Genomic DNA, 20712 nt, shown 5'->3' with positions numbered 1-20712 from the left:
ATGACCGGCTTCAACACCCAGGCCGTGCACGCCGGCCAGCCCAAGGACCCGCACACCGGCGCCGTGGTCCCGCCGATCTACCAGACCAGCACCTTCATCCAGGACGGCATCAACGTGCTGCGCTCCGGACACGAATACTCCCGCGGCTCGAATCCCACCCGCGACGGGTTCCAGGACCAGCTCACCGCGCTGGAAGGCGGGGCCGCCGGATTCGCCTTCGCCTCGGGCATCGCCGCCGAAGACGCGCTGCTGCGCGCGGTGCTCGAACCGGGCGACCACATCATCCTCGGGGCCGATGGCTACGGCGGCACCAACCGGCTGATCTCCAAGCTGCACAGCAAGTGGGGGATCACCTCCTCGGCGGTGGACATCACCAGCCTGGACTCGGTGCGCGCCGCGGTGCGCCCGAACACCGCTCTGCTCTGGGTGGAGACGCCCTCCAACCCGCTGCTGGGCATCGCCGACCTGGCCGGCTGGGCTGCCATCGCCCGCGAGCACGGCGCCCTGCTGGTGGTGGACAACACCTTCGCCACTCCTTATCTACAGCGCCCGCTGGATTTTGGCGCCCACGCGGTGGTCCACTCCACCACCAAATACATCGGCGGGCACTCCGATGTGCTCGGCGGAGCGGTCATCGTGGCCGACCACTTCTTCCGCGGGCAAACACTGGCCGAAGCGGTGGGCTACCAGCAGTTCGCCGGGGGAGCGGTGGCCGGCCCGCAGGATTCCTATCTGGCCGCCCGCGGGCTGAAAACCCTGGGCCTGCGCATGGAGCGCCACTGCGCCTCGGCCAGCACCCTGGCCCGCTGGCTCGATGCGCAGCCCGAGGTCACCCGGGTCTACTACCCGGGGCTGGAACACCACCCGGGCCATGCGCTGGCCGCACGCCAGCAGCGCGGATTTGGCGGGATCGTCTCGCTGGCCCTGGAAGATGAGGCCGCCGCCCGTGCCTTCGCCCAGTCCATGGAGTACTTCCAGCTTTCGGTCTCCTTGGGCGGGGTGGAATCCCTGGTCTGCTACCCGCGCGAAATGACCCACGCCTCGCTGATCGGCACCGAGCTGGAAATCCCGGCCAACCTGGTCCGCCTCTCGGTGGGCATCGAAGAGGTCGAGGATCTGATCGCCGACCTCGAACGTGGCCTGGCTGCTGCCCGGGAGGCCCGGCCTGCACGCCAACCTGCCACGGTGCGCGAGAAGGCCCTGGAAAACGCCTGATAACTTCGAACCGCAAAGATCGGGCGGCGCGCCCCTTCCCTGGAGAATAGTAGTTGGGGAAGGGTGGAATCATGATCGGAATTCTCAATCGGCTCGTCGAGCACATCGAGGCGAACCTGCGCGCCGAGATCAGCCTCGCGGATCTGCTGCGCAGCGAAGGCACGACCGAATACCACGTGCGGAGGATGTTCTCCGCGCTGGCCGGCATGCCGGTCTCCGAGTACATCCGCCGGCGCCGCATGACCCAGGCCGCAGCGGACCTGCTGGCCGGGGATGACCTCTTAGCTATCGCGATCCGCTACGGTTACGGTTCGGCCGAAGCTTTCGGCCGGGCCTTTCGGTCCGTGCATGGCGCGAGCGCGGGCGAGGTCCGCGAGAATGGTGGCCCCCTTCGAAGCCAGCCAATCATCAGGTTCAGCCTGAAAGTCGAAGGGAAACGCCCCATGGATGCACGAATAATTGAACGAGATAACTTCCAGCTCATCGGATACGCCGCACAAGTGCCGCTGATTCATCAGGGAGCAAACCCGCACATCCAAGCGCATATTGCTTCGATCCCAGTCACCGAGCACGCCCGGCTCAAGGAATTGTCGGCCGCCGAGCCCGGCGGGTTGCTGCAGGTCAGCGACCAGGTTGATGCGGACTATCAGGAAGGAACCGAGCTGACCTACCTGCACGGGGTCGCGGTGCCAGCCGATGCCACGGTGCCTGATGACCTGGATTCCATCCAAGTCCCCGCTGGCCACTGGGTGGTTTTCAGCGTGACCGGGCCTTACCCGGCGGCCTTGCAGGAGCTCTGGGCGGCCACCGCCACCTCGTGGTTCCCGTCCAACCCGTGGCGTTTGCGCCCCGGCCCGTCCATTGTCGCAGTGCTCGATCGGGCCGCGGATTTCAGCACCGCAACCTGCGAGCTTTGGCTGCCGGTGGAAGCCGACCGCTGAGCTTATCCACACACCGTCACTGCCTGCCCCGCGGATCAATTCCCGCGGGGCATGCTCGTGTCTATGGATACAGCGCAGGCACTGAAGAATCTGGCTGAGGCGAGCGAACTGATCGCCTCGGCCACGGCTGTGCTCTCCGGCGACCTGCCCGCCGGCCACGCCGCCTACTTCGCGCTGCTCACCGAGCACTTGGGCCAGCAGCAGGCCCGTGCGCAGATCGAAGCGGCCCACGCGGTGCGCCGCACCGGCGCGCACAAGCTCGACCGGGATTCCTTCCAAGCTATCTCCGATGCCGGCACCCATCCCACTCTCGAGCAGATCGAGGCAGCCCGCGGCCACAGCACCACCGGACGCACCCACTTTAATAGCGCCTCCGGGTTGCTGCAGGACTGGTTGGATATTCCACGGGCCACCGCTTCGTCCCGCCTGATCCAAGCCGACTGCTTGATTGGTGGGGTGAATGAGGCAGGTCAACCCATCGCCCCGTGGTTGCCTCAGCTCGCCGAACAATTCATGGATCCTGACGTCGACCCACGCCCGGTCGCTGCCACGGCCACGAAACTGCATTCAGCCCGCAAAGATCTGGGCGAGGGCAAAGCCGGGCGTAAAAAGAAAGAACAACTCCAAGCCGACGCACTGGCTTTCCTGCGCACCGAACCGAAGTCCGCACGCAAACACATTAACGCGCTCATAGCCGAGGTGAAATCCGGCGAACGCCCGATCAAGGCCCTGCTTGAGTGCATCGGTATTTTTAGACGCGGCATGCGCCAAGGCCTGGTCGAATATGTGCTGCGCTTACTTCCTTCGCAGGCGGCTTTTATCGAGGCCTACCTCGCCAAGATGGACAATCCGGCTACCGTGGCCGGTAACCGCGAGCACTTGAAGGACGCCGAAGCTCATTTCACCGGGGAACCGGGGAGCGATTGGGACGATGAGGAGTCGATGCCAGACTGGGCCAAGGGCGGGAACCGTTCCGGACCCGCCGAGCCGGAGCAATCAGCACCACCGGAAACATCGCAAAGTTCGCCGAGACCGGATGAACACAAACCATGGGAAGACATGAAGCCCGAACGCCGCCGGCTACTGGGACTGCTAACCCTGTTGATGGGAAGTTCTCCTACCGGTTCCGGTATATCAACACCGCCCGCAGCGCAGGTCAGCATCGTGTTGAACTGGGAAAAGATGCAACAGCAGCTCAAGGACTTTGCTGTCACTTCCAGCGGATTGCCCCTCACCCCCGGTGAAGCACGAGCCGCACTCTGTACCGCCGGCGTTTACCCGCTGGTACTCAATGGCACTTCTCTGCCCTTGGACCTTGGTCGAACCCAACGGCTTTTTTCCAAGGCCCAAGGTCGAGCCATCCGCGCCGCCTATCGAGGTTGCTCCTACCCGGGCTGCTCTATGCCTGCGCAACGTTGCGAACTGGACCACCTAGATCCGTGGGAGAAGGGCGGCCGTACCGACATCGCCTCAGCGGACCTGAACTGCCCGATCCACCACATCAGTCGGCACTGCGGACTCTTTAGGACCGTCAAGGTCTCCGGAAGTCGGCCCCTGGTACTACTATCTAGGGAGCTCGACCCGGAACAACGGCTAAGGATCAATACCTATTTCATGACCCCAGCTGAAGCGCTGGCCGCCGAAGCCCTGGCTGAGCGGATGACAACCCAATGGCGTTCGGGGCTGCTGGCCGTAGAGTTCGCTGCGGCTTAGGAGTTCGCAGCCAAATGCTTGGCCGCCAATTCGAGATAATGCTCGGCGTTGACGTTCAACCCTGCAACCTCTTCATCGCTGAGTTCACGGCGCACCTTGGCCGGAACGCCGGCCACCAGCGAGCGCGGTGGAACCTGGGTGTCTTCCAGCACCAGCGCACCGGCCGCCACGAGCGACTGCTCACCGATTACCGCACCATTCATGATGGTCGCGCTCATCCCGACAAGGCAGCCATCACCCACGGTGGCGCCATGCACTACTGCCGAGTGGCCGACCGACACTCCCGCGCCCAGAGTGCACGGGAAGCCGGCATCCGCGTGAAGCACCACGTTGTCCTGCAAATTGGTGCCTTCGCCCACGCGAATCGGAGCGGAATCCCCGCGCACGGAAACCCCGTAGAAGGCGCTGGAGTGGTCTGCGAGGGCGACATCCCCGCTCAACACTGCGGTGGGTGCGACAAAAACGCTCTCGCCGACCTGCGGGGTCGACCCGTCAATAGTAATAATGTGGCTCATGCCACCCACTCTAATTGCCGAGGGGGCACGGTGCGAGTCAGGAGAAGACGATGGTGCGCTGGCCATCGAGCATCACGCGATGCTCGGCATGCCACTGCACCGCACGGGTCAGCGTGCGGCCCTCCACGCTGCGTCCCAGCTCCACCAGCTGCTCGGCGGTGCGGGTGTGCGACACATGGGTGACTTCCTGGTCGATGATTGGGCCCTCATCCAGATCAGCGGTGACGTAGTGCGCGGTCGCGCCAATCAGCTTCACGCCGCGTGCGTAGGCCTGGTGGTACGGCTTGGCGCCCTTGAACGACGGAAGGAACGAATGGTGGATATTGATGACGCGGCCTTCCATCCGTTCGCACAGCGAGTCGGAGAGGATCTGCATATAGCGGGCCAGCACTACCAGCTCGATGTTGTAGTCCCCGGCAAGCTTGAGCAGCTCGGCTTCGGCCTGCGACTTGTTCTCCTTGGTCACTGGCAGGTGAACGAAGTCCACCCCGTAGAAGTCTGCCATCGGCTTGAGATCCAGGTGGTTAGAAACGATCACCGGCACCTCGATGGCCAGAGTCCCGGCACGCTGGGCGAAGAGCAGGTCGTTGAGCGCGTGCCCGGCCTTGGAGCACATGATCATGGTGCGCACCCGATCAGTTGCGTCGGCAACCTTCAGCGTCATCGCGAACTGGTCGCGAATCGGTGCCAGCGACGCGCGGGCTTGTTCCAGCGACTGTTCGGTCTCAACTTCGATACGCATGAAGAACGTGCCGGTCTCAGGCGAGAGGAACTGCTGGGACTCGGTGATATTGCAACCGGCACCCAACAGACCTCCGGAAATGGCGTGGACGATGCCGGGACGGTCGATGCAAGATAGGGTGACGATGAAATTGTTCATGCATTGAGATTAACCGGCTGGCGCGCTGCATGCACATTCGTCTCGGTGGAGTTACACAGTTAGGCGTCGAAGCTACTGGATCATCAGCAGGTTTCCGCACTCAGCCGAGAGGCTTTATGCGTCTTCGAAAATACCGTTCGAACTAATGATCAATACCTGGCAGAGCTATGGCATGATGGCTATGAATTCTGGCAAATTTACTCTCGGGGAAACAATATGAGGCTGCTGCACCGTTTTGCGTCGATGGCAGGCGTCACAGTCTTGGCAATTTCCGGGCTCGTGCCTCCGGCCCACGGTGCTATCAGCTCTGCAGACTGCTTCGAACACACGGATGAGACCGCCAGTGTCGTCGTGGGACTGTCCTGCAAAAATGTGACGTCATTGCGGGATCTGCCGATGACGAGCGATATTCAATGGATCGGCGTCGACACCCAGAAGGACCATTCGCTCGGTGGGTTGGAAGTCCTGGCTGCCAACCCCCAGTTGCAATCGGTTCGGATCAACGAGGTTCCGCAGGAGGTCATCCCGGAACTGGCGAAGCTGCCGGTGCTGGAGTCACTGTCTTTGACATTCTCCAAGGGGAAGCAGGTGCAACTGGCTGGGCTGGGCCAGTTATCGAGCCTGAAGGAACTTGAAGTGGTGGCCACGAGTTCGACGGATTACCGCTGGGCCAAGGACCTGATCAATCTCGAAGTACTGGATCTGGCCAGCTACACCAGGCCGCTCATCGAGCTGAAGGTCGGTGCCAGCACGGAAATTGAACCGGTGATCACGGTGGATGGCATGGTGCTCAGACCGTGGGAATACAGCAGCGAACGAATCCTGGGCCAGATCAGTCCCACCGGCTTCACCGCGAACAAAGCCGGGTACACGGGGTTGAGCGCCGAACTCACCGATTCTGAGGCAGTGATCCCGGGACAGGTGAACCTGAAGTCCGTCAGCTATGCCGCAGGCTGGCGCGTGGGTGTGCGAGATACCGTGAAGCTTGGCCGTATTTCACTGAACAGGAACCCGTCGCTGGAGGGACATGATGCGGCGGTCGTGGGAGATACTTTGCTGGCCCCGATAACCAAATACCCATACACGGCCCTGCAGTGGACCCGCGACGGGGCGCCGATTCCCGGAGCCGTGGGGGAGAGCTACCAGCTGGAGCGCGAGGACACCAATACGGTGATCGCGCTGAACTTTGAGACGAAAGCGGTTCGCCAGAACGGCGAGGTATGGGTCCCCTCGGCGCAGGGGACGATGAAGTACGGAGCGCCGATTGCCGCGACAGTGGGCTCGATCGCCAAGGCCACGATCAGCGGCAGCAAGATCGTGGGACAGAAGCTCACCGCTTCCCTCGACGCCGCATACTTCCCGGAGTTTACACGCCATTATCAGTGGCTAGTCGACGGTTTCGAGATTCCGCGGGCTACCGCGAAAGCCTATACCCCACCTCAGTCCTATGCCAACCGCAAGATCGCCGTGCGGGCAACTCTGCACGCGGCGGACGGAGAATCGGTATGGCTGCCGGCCAGCACCGCGGTCAAGGTCGTCAAGGGCACGATCACCGTTGCCAAGCCTCAGGTCTCCGGAACCGCAAAAGTCGGTTCGAAGCTCACCGCCAAGACCGCCACAGCGGCTCCCGCCGCCCAGTCCACTAAGTACCAGTGGTTGCGCAGCTGCCAGAAGATCAAGGGCGCCACGGCAACGACCTACACACTCAAACCGGCAGATCTGAACCAACGGATCTCGGTCTCGGTGACCTATGCCAAGACCAACTACACCACCAAGACCGTGACCAGCACTGCGACCGGGAAGATCGCAGCCGCCAAGCTGAAAGTCCTGAAGAAGCCGGTGATGACTGGCAAGAAATCCACGGGCAAGACTTTGAAAGCCACGGCAGGCAGCTACAGCACGAAAAACGTGAAGATCTCCTACCAGTGGATGCGCTCCGGGAAGAGCATTCCCAAGGCCACCAAGCCAAGCTACAAGGTCGTCAAAGCCGATGCCCGGAAGACCTTGAGCGTTCGGGTGACGGCATCGAAACCCGGCTACACCACCGTGGTCACCAAGGTGAGCAAGAAGTAACTCGGCAGGCTATACCGCCACCGAGGTCAGGAACTTGCTCGCCGCCAGCGCGGCCTTCCTCCCGGCCCGGGTAGCGCCCAAAGTTGAGGCCGACGCCCCGTAGCCGACAAAAAAGATCCCGGGCATCGCTGTCGCGGAGACCCCGTCCTCTTCCATCATGATGCCGCCGGCTTCGGTATGCAGTTTCAGATCGCGCAGGTGCCGGTGGGCATGGCGGAAACCGGTCGCCCAGAGGATCGCGTCGATCTTCTCCCGCGAACCGTCGGCAAAGACCACCGCGTCGGACTCCAGCCGGGCGATCTTCCCGCGCGAGACCAGCGCCCCGGAAGCGATCCCTGCGCGCATCTTCTCGTTGAGCAGCAGCCCGGTGGTTCCGACCACAGATTTGGGCGGCAATCCTGCCCGGGTGCGCTCGTTGACCTGGCGCTCCAAATCCAGACCCCACTCCGCCCCGGTGAACTCCCGCCAATCCGGCGCTCGCCGAGTGGACCAGAGGGTATCGACGCCGGCCTCGCGCATCTGCACGATGAATTGCGTGGCGCTGGCCCCGGCACCGACCACCAGTACCCGCTTCCCATCAAACTGCGAAGGCGAAACAAATCCGTTGGTATGCACCTGCGGGCCGTCAAAATGCCCGGGGTACACCGGCCAGAACGGATTGGTCCAGGTCCCGGTCGCGTTAATAATGGTGCGCGCGGTGTACAGCTGATCGGCGTGCACCTCGAAGTGATCCTCCACCCGCTGCACCGAGGTAACCGTGGCCGAATGCCGCACCGGCAACGCAAAGCGCCGCTCGTACTCGCCGTAGTACTCCTTGACCACGGACGAGGCAGGCCTCGTGGAGTCCTGGTCCTCCAGCGGGAAGCCGGGCAGCGGGTGGATATGGTGGGTTGCGCCCAGGGTCAGGGAGTCCCAGCGGTTCTGCCACGCGCCACCGGGTCCGGGGTTCGCATCGAGCACCAGGAAGTCCACGCCGCGCTTGGCCAGATGGTAGGCGGCTGAGAGCCCGGCCTGACCGGCGCCGATCACAATTGTCGAGTACACACTAAAGGTAACTCTGCGCACTACAAGATCATTCCTGAGGGCATTTTCGCTACACTGGAACGCGTGACTGGCGTTAGGTGGGTAACCACCGGGGAGCTAATTGTGCGAGCCGCGCGCCTGGGTCCGCACACCACCCGCCTTGGCAACGAGGCGCCTACGGAAGGATACGCGTGAGCGCACGCATTCTCGACGGCAAGGCCACCGCGGCCACCATCAAGCAGGAACTTGCTGAACGTGTGGCCAAGCTGAAGGCTGAAGGTCACAGCACCGGGTTGGGCACCATTTTGGTCGGCAACGATCCGGGCTCCGCCTGGTACGTGGGCGGCAAGCACAAGGACTGCGCCGAAGTCGGCATCGAGTCGATCCGCGTGGACCTACCCGAGGAAACCACTCAGGACGAGCTGCTCGCCAAGGTCCGCGAACTGAACGAGAACCCGGCCTGCACCGGCTACATCGTGCAGCTGCCCCTGCCAAAGCACATCGATCAGGATGTCATCCTGGAGGCGATGGATCCTGCCAAGGATGCCGACGGCCTGCACCCGATGAACCTCGGCCGACTGGTTGCCAACGTCAACCGCCCGATGTCATCTCCATTGCCATGCACCCCGCTCGGCTGTGTGGACCTGCTGGCCCGCCACGATATCGACCTGAACGGCAAGCACGTGCTGGTCCTGGGCCGCGGCGTGACCATCGGCCGCCCGGTCGGCCTGCTGCTCACCCGCCGCAGCGTGAACGCCACCGTCACCCTGGCGCACACCGGCACCACCAACCTTCCCGAACTGCTCGCCCAGGCCGATGTCATCATCGCTGCCGCCGGCGTTCCGCATATTGTGAAGGCCGACGCCATCAAGCCCGGCGCGATCGTGCTTGACGTGGGCGTTTCCCGCGTGGATGGCAAGGTCACCGGCGACGTGGATCCGGCTGCCGCCGAAGTGGCCTCCTGGATCTCCCCGAACCCGGGCGGCGTGGGCCCGATGACCCGCGCCATGCTGCTGAACAATGTTGTCGAGGCTGCCGAGCGCAACGCCCGCTAGCCCGCACGCCAAGCCCGCGTCTGCTCTGTGGACGCGGGCTTTGCCGTACTCCCGCGGGAGTATCGCCCTTGCCCCGCCGGCTGCATGTCCCGGCCCGGCCCGCCGGAGTATTCTCGGCTCTATGAGAAGACGACCGCTGTTCCTCCCCGTGGCCGTCGCCGTCATCCAGGTCGTGGGCACGCATATGGCTTCGTGGCGCCAGGGTGCAGAACTCAGTGCCGCGGCGGTGCTGCTGCTGCTGGCCGGGCCGGTGATCTTGATTTTCCGCCGGCGCGCGCCCGGGCTGACGGCGGCCGGATGTGCAGCGGTCGCCCTGGGCTACGTGGCCGCCGGTTTCCCGGCAGGCCCCTTCGCCATGTCGATGGCAATCGCCCTGGTGCTGGCCCTGGTTTCCGGGGCGCGGTGGTGGGCGTGGGGATCGGCCGCCGCCTTTGCCGCCGGAGTCGCCGGACTGATTTTGTGGCGAGGGTCCCCGCCGCTGTTCAGCTTGATCTGGCTGGTGGTGCTCCTGTTGGGTGCGGAGCTTGCCCGGGCCGGGAGGTTGCGCCGCATTGAGCGCCGCCGCGCCGAAGCCGAGCAGCTTAAGCACCAGGCCGATCAGGAACGTCTGGTGGTCGCCCGCGACATCCACGACGTGGTCGCACACTCGCTGTCGATGATCAACGTGCAGGCCTCGGTCGCCCTGCATTTGGCCGAAAAGGATCCCGATCCGGCCAAACTGCTTGAAGCCCTCACCAATATCAAGGCGGGGTCCGCGCAGTCGCTGAACGACGTGCGCGAGGTCCTCTCGGTGCTCCGCCAGGATGCCCCGCGCATCCCCAGCCAGCGCCTGGAACAGCTGCCGGATTTGCTCGCCCAGCTCACCGGCATCCAAACGCACTACTCACCGCCGCAGAGTGAACCTGGCTGGGTGGATGACGCAGTGGAGAACACCATTTACCGGGTGGTGCAGGAATCGCTGACCAACGTCGTGCGCCATGCCAAGGCCAGCCGGGTGGAGGTGGCCGTGCAGCTCACCGAAACGCGGGCGCAGGTGTGCGTGGCCGATGACGGGATTGGCTTGCGCGGTGCACAAGAAGGCAACGGCCTGCGCGGGGTGCGCGAGCGGGTTCAGGCCCTGGGCGGTACCGTTGAATTGGGCCCCGGAAACCTTCCCGGCTCCACCCCGGGAACCTGCATTACCGCCCTCATCCCGGCACCGCGGGCGTCCCAGGAGGCATCATGAGAATCGGGTACTGATCGTCGACGACCAGTCGCTGATTCGCGCCGGGTTCAGCGCGCTGCTGGAAGCCGAATCCGACATGTCGGTGCTGGGCACCGCCGGCAGCGGCACCGAGGCGGTGCAGCTGGCGCGCGCCACGAAGCCGGATATCGTGCTGATGGATATCCGCATGCCCCACGGTGACGGAATTTCCGCGACCGCACAGATCAAAGCCGAGCTGCCCACCCGCGTGATCATGCTGACCACCTTCGAGCTCGAGGACTACATCCTGGATTCGATCCGCGCCGGCGCCAGCGGATTCCTGGTCAAGGACACCGAGCCGGCGCAGCTGATCGAGGCGGTGCGCATTGTTGCGGCAGGCGATTCGCTGCTCTCGCCGAGCGTCACCCGCACGCTGCTGAGCCAGGTCGCCACGGGGATCCAGAGGAAGCTTCCCGACGATCCGCGCCTGGCCGAGCTGACCGCCCGGGAGCGCGAAGTGCTCGTGCAGATCGGCACTGGGAAAACCAACGCGGAGATCGCGGCGGAACTTTTTATCACCCCGCTGACTGCCAAGACCCATGTTTCGCGGATCATCGGCAAGCTCGGGGTGCGCGATCGCACCTCGCTGGTGGTGCTGGCCTACGAGTCCGGCCTGATTACCCCCGGCGAAGCGCTGGGCAACACGTAACCCACTCCGGATTGGGACGCAATTCTCAAGTCGTCGGATAAAGTGGTGGTGAATGCATCATCGCACGCAGCACAGAGAATTTAGCGAGGTACCCATGACGGAAAATACCGGCGGCCAGCCGCAACGCCCCTACGAGCAGCAGCCCATCCAGATCAACAACCACATCGTGATCGTGAACCAGAAGAGCACCCTGCTGGCCTATGTGCTGTGGTTCTTCCTCGGCCAGCTGGGCATCCACAAGTTCTACCTCGGCCAGGTAGTGGCGGGCATCGTGTACCTGGCGCTGGGCGTCATCGGCTGGGCCACGACCTTCATCCTGATCGGCTGGGTGCCTTTGGGCGTGCTGTGGATCTTGCTGATTATTGACCTGTTCACCATCCCGGGCACGGTGCAACGCATCAACCAGCGCGGCACCACCCGATACATGGCATAGCGTACCGGCAGTCTGCCCGGGGGAGTACGCCGCTCGATCAAAGTGTCTTCCCCGAGCGGATGTGCCCAAGGGGCCGGGAGCGGGAGAGTGGATGCATGGGACGCGACGTCCCGCACATCTACCAAGGAGTTCCACATTGATCCCGACCCTGGCAATAGCAGCGCACGCCTGGGGCTACGGCCCCGGCCCGTTCTGGTTCTTCCCGATTTTCTGGATCCTGGTGATCGGCTTGCTGATCTTCACCTTCAAGCGCCGCCGGCATCAAGGGCCGGCCAGCGCGGAGGGCGTCCTGCGCGAGCGCTACGCCCGCGGGGAGATCGACGACACCGAGTACCGGCAGCGCCTTGAGGTCTTGCGCACCAGGAAATAGCCGTCAAAAAAGCCAGGGCCCGCTCGCGCGGGCCCTGGCTGTTTGCGTATCAGGCGTCCTGGGTGGTTTTGGCCGCTTCCGCGCCGCGCTTGTCGAAGACCAGCGCGCCCACTTCCTGTTCGGCCTGGTTGCGGAAGGACAAGTCGATGCCGGAGCGATCGCGAATCAGGCTGACCGCGATGAAGGACACTGCCACGACGATCAGCAGGTACACGGCCACCGCGGTGGTGCCGCCGGTGGCCTGCACCAGCGCCTGGGCAATGGTCGGGGCGAAAGCGCCGCCGACAATCGCGCCGATCGCGTAGGAGATCGAGACCCCGGAGAAGCGCACCGAGGCGGGGAAGAGCTCGGAGTACAGGGCCGCCTGCGGGCCGTAGGTCAGGCCCAGGCCGATGGAGAACAGGCCGAAGGCCACGTAGAGCAGGCCCAGCGAGCCGGAGTTCACCAGGGCGAACACCGGGAACAGCGAGAGCGCCAGGATGATGAAGCCCAGCTGGTAGGTGCGCTTTCGGCCGATCTTGTCCGCCAGCAGCCCGGCAACCAGCGTCATGGCCAGCCAGATGGCCGCGCCGAAGGCGACCGCGACCAGCACGTCGGTGCGTTCCAGGCCGACCGGGCCCTCGGGGTTGGTGGTGTAGGACTGGAAGAACCCGCCGGTGGTCATGTACCCGGCGGCATTGTTGCCGGCGAACACCAGGGCCGCGACGATCACCAGCGGCCAGTGCTTCTTGAACAGCACCAGGATCGGCACATTGGTCTGCGCCTTGTGCTCGGCGATCTCCTCGAAAACCGGGGACTCGTCCACGGAGCGGCGGACAAAGTAGCCGACCAGGATCAGCACGATCGAGACGAGGAATGGCACGCGCCAGCCCCAGGCCATGAAGGCCTCGCCGGGGGAGACCACGCCGGTCATCAGCGCCATGGTGCCCGAGGCGAGCAGCATGCCCAGCGGCACGCCCACCTGCGGGTAGGAGCCGGCGCGGCCGCGGTGGCCTTCGGGTGCGTGCTCGACGGCCATCAGCACGGCGCCGCCCCATTCGCCGCCGGCCGAAATGCCCTGCAGGATGCGCAGCAGCAGAAGCAGCACCGGCGCCCACAGTCCGGCGGTTTCATAGGTCGGCAGCACGCCGATCAGGGTGGTGGAGGCGCCCATCAGGGCCAGGGTGAGCACCAGCATGGCCCGGCGGCCGATCTTGTCGCCAAAGTGCCCGGCCAAAAACGCGCCGAGCGGGCGGAAGAGGAAGGACAGGCCCACCGAGGCGAAGGAAATCAGCAGCGCGATCTCCTGGCCGGCGGGCTCGAAGAAGAGCTTGGAAAAGACCAGGCCGGCGGCGGTGGCATAGATGAAGAAGTCGTACCACTCCACGGTGGTGCCGATGACGGTGGCGAAGGCGACGCGTCGTTGGTTCGCCTTGGCGGCGTGTGCTGTTCTCATGAAGCTTCCCTTGCGAGCGGGGCTCAGCTGCCGCTCGCCCCTGGGTTGTGGATCACTTCAGTGTGACAGCCGATACAGGTAAGGTAAACTTCAAATATCTGCAGAACTTCTGAAGGCAGGCTTATGTATTCGATGCGCCATCTGGAAATCATGGCCGAGCTGCCCGGGCACAGCACGCTCGGCTCGGCCGCCAGCGAATTGCGGATCTCCGAATCGGCCCTGTCGCAGGCGATTACGGCGATCGAGCGCCTCGCCGGAGAGAGCCTCTGCCTGCGCCGCAAGGCCCACGGCTTTTCCCTCACCGCCTCGGGGCATCACTTCGCGCAGATGGCCCGGAAAATCCTGGTCGACGTGGGGGAACTGAGCGCCACCTTCCCGCAGGCCGGCGGCAGCCTGCGCGGGCCGGTGCGCTTCGGATGTTTTGCCTCGCTCTCCCCGCACCTGATCCCGGCCACACTTGAGGGTTTCAACCATCCCGAAGTGCAGCTCGAAGTGCGCGTGGGCACCCATGACGAGCTGCTGCCCGCCCTGCGCAACGGAGAGCTGGACGTCGCCTTTGTCTACGATCTCTCGCTGCCCGCGGACCTGGACAAGCAGCAGGTCTACCGCACCGAAATGCAGGTGGTGCTGCACCCCGAACACCGGCTGGCCAAGCTGAAGCGGCCGCTGGAACTGGCGGACCTCGCGCCAGAACCGCTGATCATGTACGAGTCGGAGCCGAGCACCGATCACCAGATGCAGCTTTTCGCCTCCCAGGGCCTGGCCCCCAGAATCGCCGCGGCCGTCCCGCAGATGATCCTGGTTTCCGCCATGGTCGGGCGCGGGCTGGGCTACGGGCTGCTGATGCGCCGGCCGAATAACGCCGCGGTCTCCGTGGAGGGCCGGCCGCTGGCCTACCGGGACCTGAAAGCGCCGAACTATTCCAACGCGGTGGTGGCCATCACCCCGCGCTCGGTGCGCATTCCCGCCCGGGTGCAGGCGCTGATCGACCACTGTATCTGCGCAATGGCTGAGTCCTGGTAGACGCGGGCGGAACCCGAGCGCATAATGGGGCCATGATTGGCACATGGCAGGCCATGGTCTTCGACTGCGAGGACCCCGATGCACTGGCCGAATTCTACGAACAGCTCCTTGGGATGGTACGCATCGACAACGAGCCGGACTGGGTGTCGATCGGCGACGCCCCGGACCACCCGGCGCTCGCATTCCAAGCCGTCAGCCCCTATGTCGCGCCGCAATGGCCCGGGCACATCCACCCGCAGCAGGCCCATATCGACGTGAAAGTCGCCGACCTGGACCTGGCCGAGGAGCAGGTGCTGCACCTGGGGGCGAAGGCCACCGGCGAGGGCACCAAGACCTTCAGGGTCTACCTGGATCCGCAGGATCATCCCTTCTGCCTGGTGAGCTGGTAGCGCCGGCCGCGAAGGCGATTCTTGCCGCCTGAAGCCGGGTGGACACCCCGAGCTTGGCCAGCACCTGCGAAACGTGCGTCTTCACCGTGCTGTGCCCGATGCCCAGGCGCCGGGCCAGCTGCGGGTTGCTCAATCCCTGAGCCAACCCGTCGAGAACTTCGCGTTCGCGCGCCGTCAGTCCCTCGGGTAGCGCCTCGGCGGGTTCCGGGGCCAGGGCGCGGGCCAAAATCCGGGAGGTCACCTGGGGATCCAGCACCGATTCGCCCCGGCCGGCCGCGCGCACGGCCATGATGATCGCCTGCGGCTGCGCGCTTTTGAGCAAAAATCCGTGGGCTCCGGCCTGCAGCGCGCCGAAAAGATACTCATCGTCGTCGAAGGTCGTCAGCACCACCACGGCGCAGGACCCATGTAGCGCCTTCGTTGCCTCGATGCCATCGAGCACCGGCATGCGCAGGTCCATCAGGATGACGTCGGGGGACAGGGCCTTGGCCATGGAGATGGCCGATCGCCCATCGGCCGCCTCGCCGATCACTTCCAGGTCCTCCGCGGCCTGCAAAACCAGCCGGATGCCCATGCGGACGGTGGCATGGTCGTCAACGATCAGGACCTTCATGGCTTCGCCGCTCCTCGCGCGATCTCGGGGAATTCGACCCGCGCTTCAAACACGTCGCCGGTGCGCAGCGCAAACCGCCCATCCAGGGCTGCCACGCGGGTGCGGATATTGCGAAGCCCGATCCCGGCCCCCGGCGCATCCGAGTGCGGCGCACCGGGCATCCTGTTCCTGGCCACGATGCTCAACCCGTGATGCTGCACGATGCTCAGTTCCAAGAGGGTATCGGGGGCATGCTTGGCATGATTGACCAGCAGCTCGGACACCGTGCGGTGCGCGGCGGTATGCACCGCCGGGCTGAAGCGCTGCGGATCCTCGACCCGGTACTCCCAGCGCACCGGCTCGCCGAAGCCCGCAGCCACTGCGGGCAGATCCTCGATGCGCGCCTGCAATGCCTGGCCGCCTTGATGCAGCATGCGCACCATGCCCGCCATGTCCTCAAGGCCTGAAACCGACTCGTCGCGGATGCTCTGCAAGGGGCCTCGCGCGCTGTGGGAGGCGGCGGGCAAGAGCGCCCCGGAAAGCAAGGCAATGGAAGAGAACCTGGCCGAAAGCACATCGTGCATCTCGCGGGCCAAGGCGGTGCGTTCTTCGATCCGTGCAGCATGATGCTCGGCCACCAGGCGGTCTTCACGCGACGTGGCCGCGGTTTGCAGGGCGTGCGCCCGCTGGGTTTCAGCTCTGGCCAGTTCCTTGGCGGTGCGCACATTTTCGGCCCAGAGCATCGGGATGAACAGAACGAAGCCGGCCATGAACAGGCTCAGCACCACCTCCTGCAGGTTCTGCGTCGCCAGCCAGCTGGCGATCGCCAGCCCCAGGGCCACTACTGCCAAGACGAAGAACATCACGGTTCGGACCCGGGCCGACCCGAGGAGGAACGACCCGAAAATGCATTCAAAGATCAGGAAATAGCCGCCGATGCTTCCCACCCCGAGCATCCCCAGCCCGCACAGCGCCAAGGCCACCGTGCTGGGCAGCAGCCAGCGGCGGCGAATGAGGATCGCGCCCGCGCCAAGCAGCAGCAAAAGGATCCATTCAACGCCGCTGGCCGGGATCAACGGCGAATTGGCCACGCCGGCCAGATGCAGGATGACGACCAGAACCAGGTAGGTGCCGGCGACCTCCGGTTCCTTGTCGCCGCTGCCCATCCGCCGAATGAAGTTCATGCTTTCAAGCATCCCCGATCCCCATGCCTCCGGGTATCCCCCTTAAGGCGGAGAAGACCGAGCCTGCTGGCCGATACCGCGAGGCACTCGGCTGCGGAACAGTGGAAGCCATGGACATCATGACGGGCAATCCCGAACTTTCCCTGGTCATCCTGGCGCTGATCGACTCGACCAGCATCGGCACCCTGGTCATTCCGCTGTGGCTGCTGCTGCGCGGGCGGCGCGAGGCCATCATCAAGGTGCTGGTCTATCTGGGGGTGATAGCGGTCTTCTACTGGGTCATCGGGGTGCTGCTGCGCAGCGGGCTGCTGCTGGTCGATCCGGGGATCTTCGAGCACCGGTTCTTCAAAGCCGCCGGGGTTCTCGCCGGCGTGCTCATGATCCTCTGGGCCTTGAGCTACCGCACCGACGCGCAGAAGGCGGCCAGCGCACGGAAGAAAACGCAGAGCACCGCGGGATTCGCCGGGGCCCATGAGGCTTCAGAGGCAGCCGGCGCGGTGGCCACCGAGCAGGTGCCGCGCCGCTTGCGCAGCCGGGTGGGCGCAGCGCTGGATACCCGCACCGGGTTGATCGCCCTGGCTCTGTTCGCGGGCCTCTTGGAACTTCCCACGATGCTGCCCTACCTGGCAGCGGTGGGCGTCATGCAGGGCACCGGCTGGAGCGCCGGCCTGCAGCTGGTGGCGCTGGCTGGCTACTGCCTGGTCATGATCGTCCCGGCGTTGCTGCTGGTGGCCGCCCGCGCGCTGGCCGACGCACGGATCGAGATCTGGATGCAAAAGTTCGGGGACAAAGCAGGTGCCTACGTCCAGGAAACCCTGGGCTGGGTGGTGGGCATCGGCGGTTTCTTGCTGATTCGCGCATCCCTTGCCGGGCTGGACCTGCATAGCTTGTTCGGCTAGCCACGCTGTGGGCGAAAGCGCGGGCCGCCAATTGGCTTGCGGTGGGCAGGTGGTGCGAGAATTGGTGCTATGGAACCTCTAGGCAGCAGCGCGAAGCAGGGCAAAAAAGTCACCCTCAACGCCTCAACTTTGGCAATGTCCGTCATGGTCATCGTTCTTCTGGTGGCGGTAGTTTTCGCTGCCAACTCCAATGAGATCGTCGGCTGGTTTGTCGTCGTCATCTCCGCCGGTTGGCTGCTGCTGGCCGCATTCATGATGTTCGGCCTGAAGCGCGGGGCCGAGAAGATCAACAACTCGCTGCGCGAGGCGACCGCCGCGGCCACCCCGCGGGCGCAGTCCGGCACCGTGGTGGTCGATGAATCCACTAGCCAGCGCGATATGAAGCTGGACCACTCGTTCAAGATCGTGCAGGTCCAGGCCAGGGTGGTCTCCGAGCAGCGCGAGGCCAAGGGACCCGAGTCCGAGGCGATGATCGATCGGGCGCTGGAGACAATCCAGATGACCGCGGCCAACGCGCGCGACATGATCAAGCCGGCCACGCCGATGGATGGCGAAATCATCGACTAGCTTCAAGGGCAACGCACATGCGTTGCCCTTTTTGCTTGCCCCGGGACTGATCAGCGCGTAATCGGGCGCAGAGTTTTGTAAGCTGGAGGGGTGATACCTACCAGCGTGGAAATTCTGAGCAAGGACGCCGGCGCACTGCGCGTCGCGTCGGTCAACGTCAACGGCATTCGCGCCGCCTACAAGCGCAATATGGCCGACTGGATCGCCGCCCGCGACGTGGACATCCTCTGCCTGCAGGAGGTCCGCGCACCGGATGCGATCCTGCGCGAGCTGATCGGCGAGGGCTGGCATATCCTGCATGCCGAGGCCAAGGACAAGGGCCGCGCCGGGGTGGCCGTGCTCTCGCGCACGCAGCCGGTGGCCGTGCGCGAAAATATCGGCGAGGACTACTTCGCCGATGCCGGACGCTGGGTGGAAGCGGACTTCGATATCAACGGCGAGATCTTCACCGTGGTCTCCGCCTATGTGCACTCCGGCGAACTGGGCACCCAGAAGCAGGAAGACAAGTACCGCTTCCTGCAGCGCATGAACGTGCGCCTGGTCGAGCTGAAGAACGAGAAGGACCATGTGCTGGTGGTGGGCGACCTGAACGTGGTGCACACCGAGAAGGACATCAAGAACTGGAAGCCGAACCACAATAAGCGCGCCGGCGTGATGGACGAGGAGATCGCCTACTTCGACGGCTTCTTCGGCCCGGAAATCGGCTACAAGGATGTGGCGCGCGAACTGGCTGGCGACGCCCAGGGCCCCTACACCTGGTGGTCATTCCGCGGGCAGGCCTTCGACAACGATGCCGGTTGGCGCATTGACTACCATATGGCCACCCCCGCCCTTGCCGGCAAGGCCATCAAGTCCCACGTAGACCGCGCCTCGGCCTACGATTTGCGCTTCTCCGACCACGCACCGCTGGTCGTCGATTACCAGTTCTAAGGAAATCCATGGAAAATTCCCGTCCCCGCGTCCTGTCCGGCATGCAGCCTTCGGGCGATTCGCTGCACCTTGGCAACTACCTGGGCGCACTGGTCAACTGGGTCAAGACCCAGGACGAGTACGACGCGTTCTTCTTCATCCCCGACATGCACGCGATCACGGTCACGCAGGACCCCGATGACCTGCGGGCACGCACCCGCGTCACCGCCGCGCAGTACATCGCCGGCGGCATCGACGTCCAGAAGTCCACTCTGTTCGTCCAGTCGCAGGTGCCCGAGCACGCGCAGCTGGCCTGGGTGCTCAACTGCATCACCGGTTTCGGCGAAGCCAGCCGCATGACCCAGTTCAAGGACAAGTCCTCCAAGGGCGGCGCGGATGCCGCCAGCGTCGGGCTGTTCACCTACCCGATCCTGATGGCCGCGGACATCTTGCTCTACCAGCCGCAGGGCGTGCCGGTGGGCGATGACCAGCGCCAGCATGTGGAGCTGGCGCGCGACCTGGCCAAGCGATTCAACCACCGCTTCGGCGAAACCTTCGTGGTGCCCGAGGCCTTCATCCCCAAGGAGGGCGCGCGGATCTACGACCTGCAGAACCCGACCTCGAAGATGTCCAAGTCCGCCGAATCCCCGGCAGGCCTGATCAACGTGCTTGACGAGCCGAAGCTGATTGCCAAGCGCATCAAGTCCGCGGTCACCGATGCCGGGTCCGTGGTGGCCTACGACAAGGCCGAGAAGCCGGGCGTTTCGAATCTGCTCGATATCCTGGCTGCCGTGACCGGCAAGCATGTGCCTGAACTGGTCAACGAGTTCGAAGGCAAGATGTACGGGCACTTGAAAGTGGCTGTGGCCGATGCCGTGGTCGAGCGGCTGACCCCGATCCGCACCCGCACCCTTGAGCTGCTCGATGACCCGGCGGAGCTTGACCGCCTGCTGCTGGCCGGTGCGGCCAAGGCACGGGAAGTGGCCTCGAAGACCGTGGCCGATGTCTACCAGAAGGTCGGTTTCCTGCCGCCGCTGGGAATCTGATGGAATACACCCTGGGCGTAGTGATCCCGGTGCCGCAGCCGCACCGGGATGCTTTGCGCGCGTGGCGCCAGGAATTCGGGGGAGCGGCCACCGAGCCGATCGCCCCGCATATCACCCTGGTCTCCGGGTCCTACCTCAATACCTGGGAGAAGGCCGCCGCGCAGGTGCGCCAGGTGGCTTCGGGCATGAAGCCGTTCACCATCGAGCTGGGCGCGGCGCGCACTTTCCGCCCGGCCAGCGACGTGGTGTACTTGCCATTGCTCTCCGGGGCCGATCAATGCTGGGCACTGCATCGGCAGCTGCTCGGCGATGCGCTGCGCCACGAATCGGGTTTCGCCTACCATCCGCACCTTACCATCGCGCAGAACGTGCCAGCGCAGCAGCTGGATGCCGCGCAAGCTGCATTGGCCCAGGTGCAGCTGGCCTTCGAGGCCGACCAGGTGCAGCTTTTTGATACGCGCGGCGGCGAATGGAACCTCAGCGAGGACATCGCCTTGGGCGCCTAGAAGCGCAAGAATTTCGCCGTCTCGAAAGGGACGGCGAAACTCTTAGGCCCAA

At 64.6% G+C, this 20712-nt stretch carries 22 protein-coding genes and 1 riboswitch; of the genes, 16 read left to right on the top strand and 6 right to left on the bottom strand.

Translation table 11 applies throughout. The annotated features are described in order from the left end of the window. The 3 genes from AC6CHO_RS12385 (at window position 1) to AC6CHO_RS12375 (ending at window position 3869) form a co-directional block, all read left to right on the top strand. Window positions 1-1215: a cystathionine gamma-synthase gene (locus AC6CHO_RS12385; RefSeq protein WP_498215285.1), complete on the top strand. Its 1215-nt coding sequence runs from the start codon at window positions 1-3 to the stop codon at window positions 1213-1215. A gap of 71 nt (window positions 1216-1286) precedes the next feature. Further along, window positions 1287-2156, top strand: coding sequence for an AraC family transcriptional regulator (locus AC6CHO_RS12380; RefSeq protein WP_498215283.1), 870 nt, complete (start codon window positions 1287-1289; stop codon window positions 2154-2156). A 63-nt stretch (window positions 2157-2219) separates the two neighbouring features. Then, complete coding sequence (locus tag AC6CHO_RS12375) at window positions 2220-3869, top strand: HNH endonuclease signature motif containing protein (RefSeq protein WP_498215282.1); 1650 nt, start codon at window positions 2220-2222, stop codon at window positions 3867-3869. On the opposite strand, the gene AC6CHO_RS12370 is transcribed toward AC6CHO_RS12375, so the two are convergent. Beyond that, window positions 3866-4384 (bottom strand): gamma carbonic anhydrase family protein, encoded by a 519-nt coding sequence (locus AC6CHO_RS12370; RefSeq protein WP_498215281.1) that lies wholly within the window; start codon window positions 4382-4384, stop codon window positions 3866-3868. The two genes, AC6CHO_RS12375 and AC6CHO_RS12370, sit on opposite strands and share 4 nt — an antisense overlap. Before the next feature lie 37 nt (window positions 4385-4421). Continuing rightward, window positions 4422-5264 (bottom strand): formyltetrahydrofolate deformylase, encoded by an 843-nt coding sequence (gene purU / locus AC6CHO_RS12365; RefSeq protein ID WP_498215280.1) that lies wholly within the window; start codon window positions 5262-5264, stop codon window positions 4422-4424. A gap of 216 nt (window positions 5265-5480) precedes the next feature. On the opposite strand from purU, the gene AC6CHO_RS12360 reads away from it, so the two are divergent. Continuing rightward, window positions 5481-7337: a hypothetical protein gene (locus tag AC6CHO_RS12360; protein WP_498215279.1), complete on the top strand. Its 1857-nt coding sequence runs from the start codon at window positions 5481-5483 to the stop codon at window positions 7335-7337. 9 nt (window positions 7338-7346) lie between these two features. Here AC6CHO_RS12360 and AC6CHO_RS12355 read toward each other — a convergent pair whose 3' ends face one another. Further along, entirely contained in the window at window positions 7347-8381 is a 1035-nt protein-coding gene (locus AC6CHO_RS12355) for an FAD-dependent oxidoreductase (protein ID WP_498215278.1), read from the bottom strand. Window positions 8382-8434: 53 nt separating this feature from the next. After that, window positions 8435-8511: riboswitch (ZMP/ZTP riboswitch) on the top strand. A gap of 40 nt (window positions 8512-8551) precedes the next feature. Here AC6CHO_RS12355 and AC6CHO_RS12350 point away from each other — a divergent pair. From AC6CHO_RS12350 to AC6CHO_RS12330, 5 genes are all read left to right on the top strand, one after another. Beyond that, window positions 8552-9415 carry a bifunctional methylenetetrahydrofolate dehydrogenase/methenyltetrahydrofolate cyclohydrolase gene (locus AC6CHO_RS12350; protein ID WP_498215277.1) on the top strand — a complete coding sequence of 288 codons (864 nt, stop codon included), beginning with the start codon at window positions 8552-8554 and terminating at the stop codon, window positions 9413-9415. A gap of 121 nt (window positions 9416-9536) precedes the next feature. Next, window positions 9537-10640, top strand: a complete 1104-nt coding sequence (locus AC6CHO_RS12345; RefSeq protein WP_498215276.1) for a sensor histidine kinase — start codon at window positions 9537-9539, stop codon at window positions 10638-10640. A gap of 10 nt (window positions 10641-10650) precedes the next feature. Beyond that, window positions 10651-11307, top strand: coding sequence for a response regulator (locus AC6CHO_RS12340; RefSeq protein WP_498215491.1), 657 nt, complete (start codon window positions 10651-10653; stop codon window positions 11305-11307). Window positions 11308-11401: 94 nt separating this feature from the next. After that, a complete protein-coding gene (locus tag AC6CHO_RS12335; protein WP_084793125.1) occupies window positions 11402-11740 on the top strand; it encodes a TM2 domain-containing protein in 339 nt (112 codons plus the stop codon). A 136-nt stretch (window positions 11741-11876) separates the two neighbouring features. Then, window positions 11877-12110, top strand: a complete 234-nt coding sequence (locus AC6CHO_RS12330) for an SHOCT domain-containing protein (protein WP_498215274.1) — start codon at window positions 11877-11879, stop codon at window positions 12108-12110. A gap of 49 nt (window positions 12111-12159) precedes the next feature. Here the strand turns inward: AC6CHO_RS12330 and AC6CHO_RS12325 are convergent, their stop codons facing one another. Continuing rightward, entirely contained in the window at window positions 12160-13545 is a 1386-nt protein-coding gene (locus tag AC6CHO_RS12325; protein WP_498215273.1) for an MFS transporter, read from the bottom strand. A 123-nt stretch (window positions 13546-13668) separates the two neighbouring features. On the opposite strand from AC6CHO_RS12325, the gene AC6CHO_RS12320 reads away from it, so the two are divergent. Together AC6CHO_RS12320 and AC6CHO_RS12315 are read left to right on the top strand one after the other, a co-directional pair. After that, on the top strand, window positions 13669-14568 hold the full coding sequence (locus AC6CHO_RS12320) for a LysR substrate-binding domain-containing protein (protein ID WP_498215271.1): 900 nt from the start codon (window positions 13669-13671) through the stop codon (window positions 14566-14568). Window positions 14569-14600: 32 nt separating this feature from the next. After that, window positions 14601-14957 (top strand): VOC family protein, encoded by a 357-nt coding sequence (locus tag AC6CHO_RS12315; RefSeq protein ID WP_498215270.1) that lies wholly within the window; start codon window positions 14601-14603, stop codon window positions 14955-14957. Here AC6CHO_RS12315 and AC6CHO_RS12310 read toward each other — a convergent pair. Then, a complete protein-coding gene (locus AC6CHO_RS12310) occupies window positions 14905-15570 on the bottom strand; it encodes a response regulator (RefSeq protein WP_498215268.1) in 666 nt (221 codons plus the stop codon). The genes AC6CHO_RS12315 and AC6CHO_RS12310 overlap by 53 nt on opposite strands. Then, on the bottom strand, window positions 15567-16733 hold the full coding sequence (locus AC6CHO_RS12305; protein WP_498215266.1) for a sensor histidine kinase: 1167 nt from the start codon (window positions 16731-16733) through the stop codon (window positions 15567-15569). Before AC6CHO_RS12305 ends, AC6CHO_RS12310 begins: the two co-directional genes overlap by 4 nt. Window positions 16734-16756: 23 nt before the next feature. Here AC6CHO_RS12305 and AC6CHO_RS12300 point away from each other — a divergent pair, with 23 nt between their 5' ends. From AC6CHO_RS12300 to AC6CHO_RS12280, 5 genes are all read left to right on the top strand, one after another. Beyond that, window positions 16757-17632 (top strand): GAP family protein, encoded by an 876-nt coding sequence (locus AC6CHO_RS12300; protein ID WP_498215264.1) that lies wholly within the window; start codon window positions 16757-16759, stop codon window positions 17630-17632. Window positions 17633-17701: 69 nt separating this feature from the next. Beyond that, window positions 17702-18199, top strand: coding sequence for a hypothetical protein (locus AC6CHO_RS12295; RefSeq protein WP_060700817.1), 498 nt, complete (start codon window positions 17702-17704; stop codon window positions 18197-18199). 90 nt (window positions 18200-18289) lie between these two features. Next, on the top strand, window positions 18290-19129 hold the full coding sequence (locus AC6CHO_RS12290; protein ID WP_498215262.1) for an exodeoxyribonuclease III: 840 nt from the start codon (window positions 18290-18292) through the stop codon (window positions 19127-19129). Window positions 19130-19137: 8 nt separating this feature from the next. Then, window positions 19138-20154, top strand: coding sequence for a tryptophan--tRNA ligase (gene trpS / locus AC6CHO_RS12285; protein ID WP_498215260.1), 1017 nt, complete (start codon window positions 19138-19140; stop codon window positions 20152-20154). Then, window positions 20154-20660: a 2'-5' RNA ligase family protein gene (locus tag AC6CHO_RS12280; protein ID WP_498215259.1), complete on the top strand. Its 507-nt coding sequence runs from the start codon at window positions 20154-20156 to the stop codon at window positions 20658-20660. The genes trpS and AC6CHO_RS12280 overlap by 1 nt, the downstream gene beginning before the upstream one ends. The last annotated feature ends 52 nt before the right edge of the window (window positions 20661-20712 follow it).

Source organism: Glutamicibacter sp. GQ173 (assembly GCF_059759215.1).
This window is presented reverse-complemented; position numbering and strand designations above follow the sequence as displayed.

What these genes read in the sequence shown, in the direction of transcription:
- AC6CHO_RS12385 (WP_498215285.1), top strand. Translation starts at nt 1, where the DNA reads ATGACCGGCTTCAACACCCAGGCCGTGCACGCCGGCCAGCCCAAGGAC.
- AC6CHO_RS12380 (WP_498215283.1), top strand. Translation starts at nt 1,287, where the DNA reads ATGATCGGAATTCTCAATCGGCTCGTCGAGCACATCGAGGCGAACCTG.
- AC6CHO_RS12375 (WP_498215282.1), top strand. Translation starts at nt 2,220, where the DNA reads ATGGATACAGCGCAGGCACTGAAGAATCTGGCTGAGGCGAGCGAACTG.
- AC6CHO_RS12370 (WP_498215281.1), bottom strand. Translation starts at nt 4,384, where the DNA reads ATGAGCCACATTATTACTATTGACGGGTCGACCCCGCAGGTCGGCGAG.
- purU (WP_498215280.1), bottom strand. Translation starts at nt 5,264, where the DNA reads ATGAACAATTTCATCGTCACCCTATCTTGCATCGACCGTCCCGGCATC.
- AC6CHO_RS12360 (WP_498215279.1), top strand. Translation starts at nt 5,481, where the DNA reads ATGAGGCTGCTGCACCGTTTTGCGTCGATGGCAGGCGTCACAGTCTTG.
- AC6CHO_RS12345 (WP_498215276.1), top strand. Translation starts at nt 9,537, where the DNA reads ATGAGAAGACGACCGCTGTTCCTCCCCGTGGCCGTCGCCGTCATCCAG.
- AC6CHO_RS12335 (WP_084793125.1), top strand. Translation starts at nt 11,402, where the DNA reads ATGACGGAAAATACCGGCGGCCAGCCGCAACGCCCCTACGAGCAGCAG.
- AC6CHO_RS12325 (WP_498215273.1), bottom strand. Translation starts at nt 13,545, where the DNA reads ATGAGAACAGCACACGCCGCCAAGGCGAACCAACGACGCGTCGCCTTC.
- AC6CHO_RS12320 (WP_498215271.1), top strand. Translation starts at nt 13,669, where the DNA reads ATGTATTCGATGCGCCATCTGGAAATCATGGCCGAGCTGCCCGGGCAC.
- AC6CHO_RS12315 (WP_498215270.1), top strand. Translation starts at nt 14,601, where the DNA reads ATGATTGGCACATGGCAGGCCATGGTCTTCGACTGCGAGGACCCCGAT.
- AC6CHO_RS12310 (WP_498215268.1), bottom strand. Translation starts at nt 15,570, where the DNA reads ATGAAGGTCCTGATCGTTGACGACCATGCCACCGTCCGCATGGGCATC.
- AC6CHO_RS12305 (WP_498215266.1), bottom strand. Translation starts at nt 16,733, where the DNA reads ATGAACTTCATTCGGCGGATGGGCAGCGGCGACAAGGAACCGGAGGTC.
- AC6CHO_RS12300 (WP_498215264.1), top strand. Translation starts at nt 16,757, where the DNA reads ATGCCTCCGGGTATCCCCCTTAAGGCGGAGAAGACCGAGCCTGCTGGC.
- AC6CHO_RS12295 (WP_060700817.1), top strand. Translation starts at nt 17,702, where the DNA reads ATGGAACCTCTAGGCAGCAGCGCGAAGCAGGGCAAAAAAGTCACCCTC.
- trpS (WP_498215260.1), top strand. Translation starts at nt 19,138, where the DNA reads ATGGAAAATTCCCGTCCCCGCGTCCTGTCCGGCATGCAGCCTTCGGGC.
- AC6CHO_RS12280 (WP_498215259.1), top strand. Translation starts at nt 20,154, where the DNA reads ATGGAATACACCCTGGGCGTAGTGATCCCGGTGCCGCAGCCGCACCGG.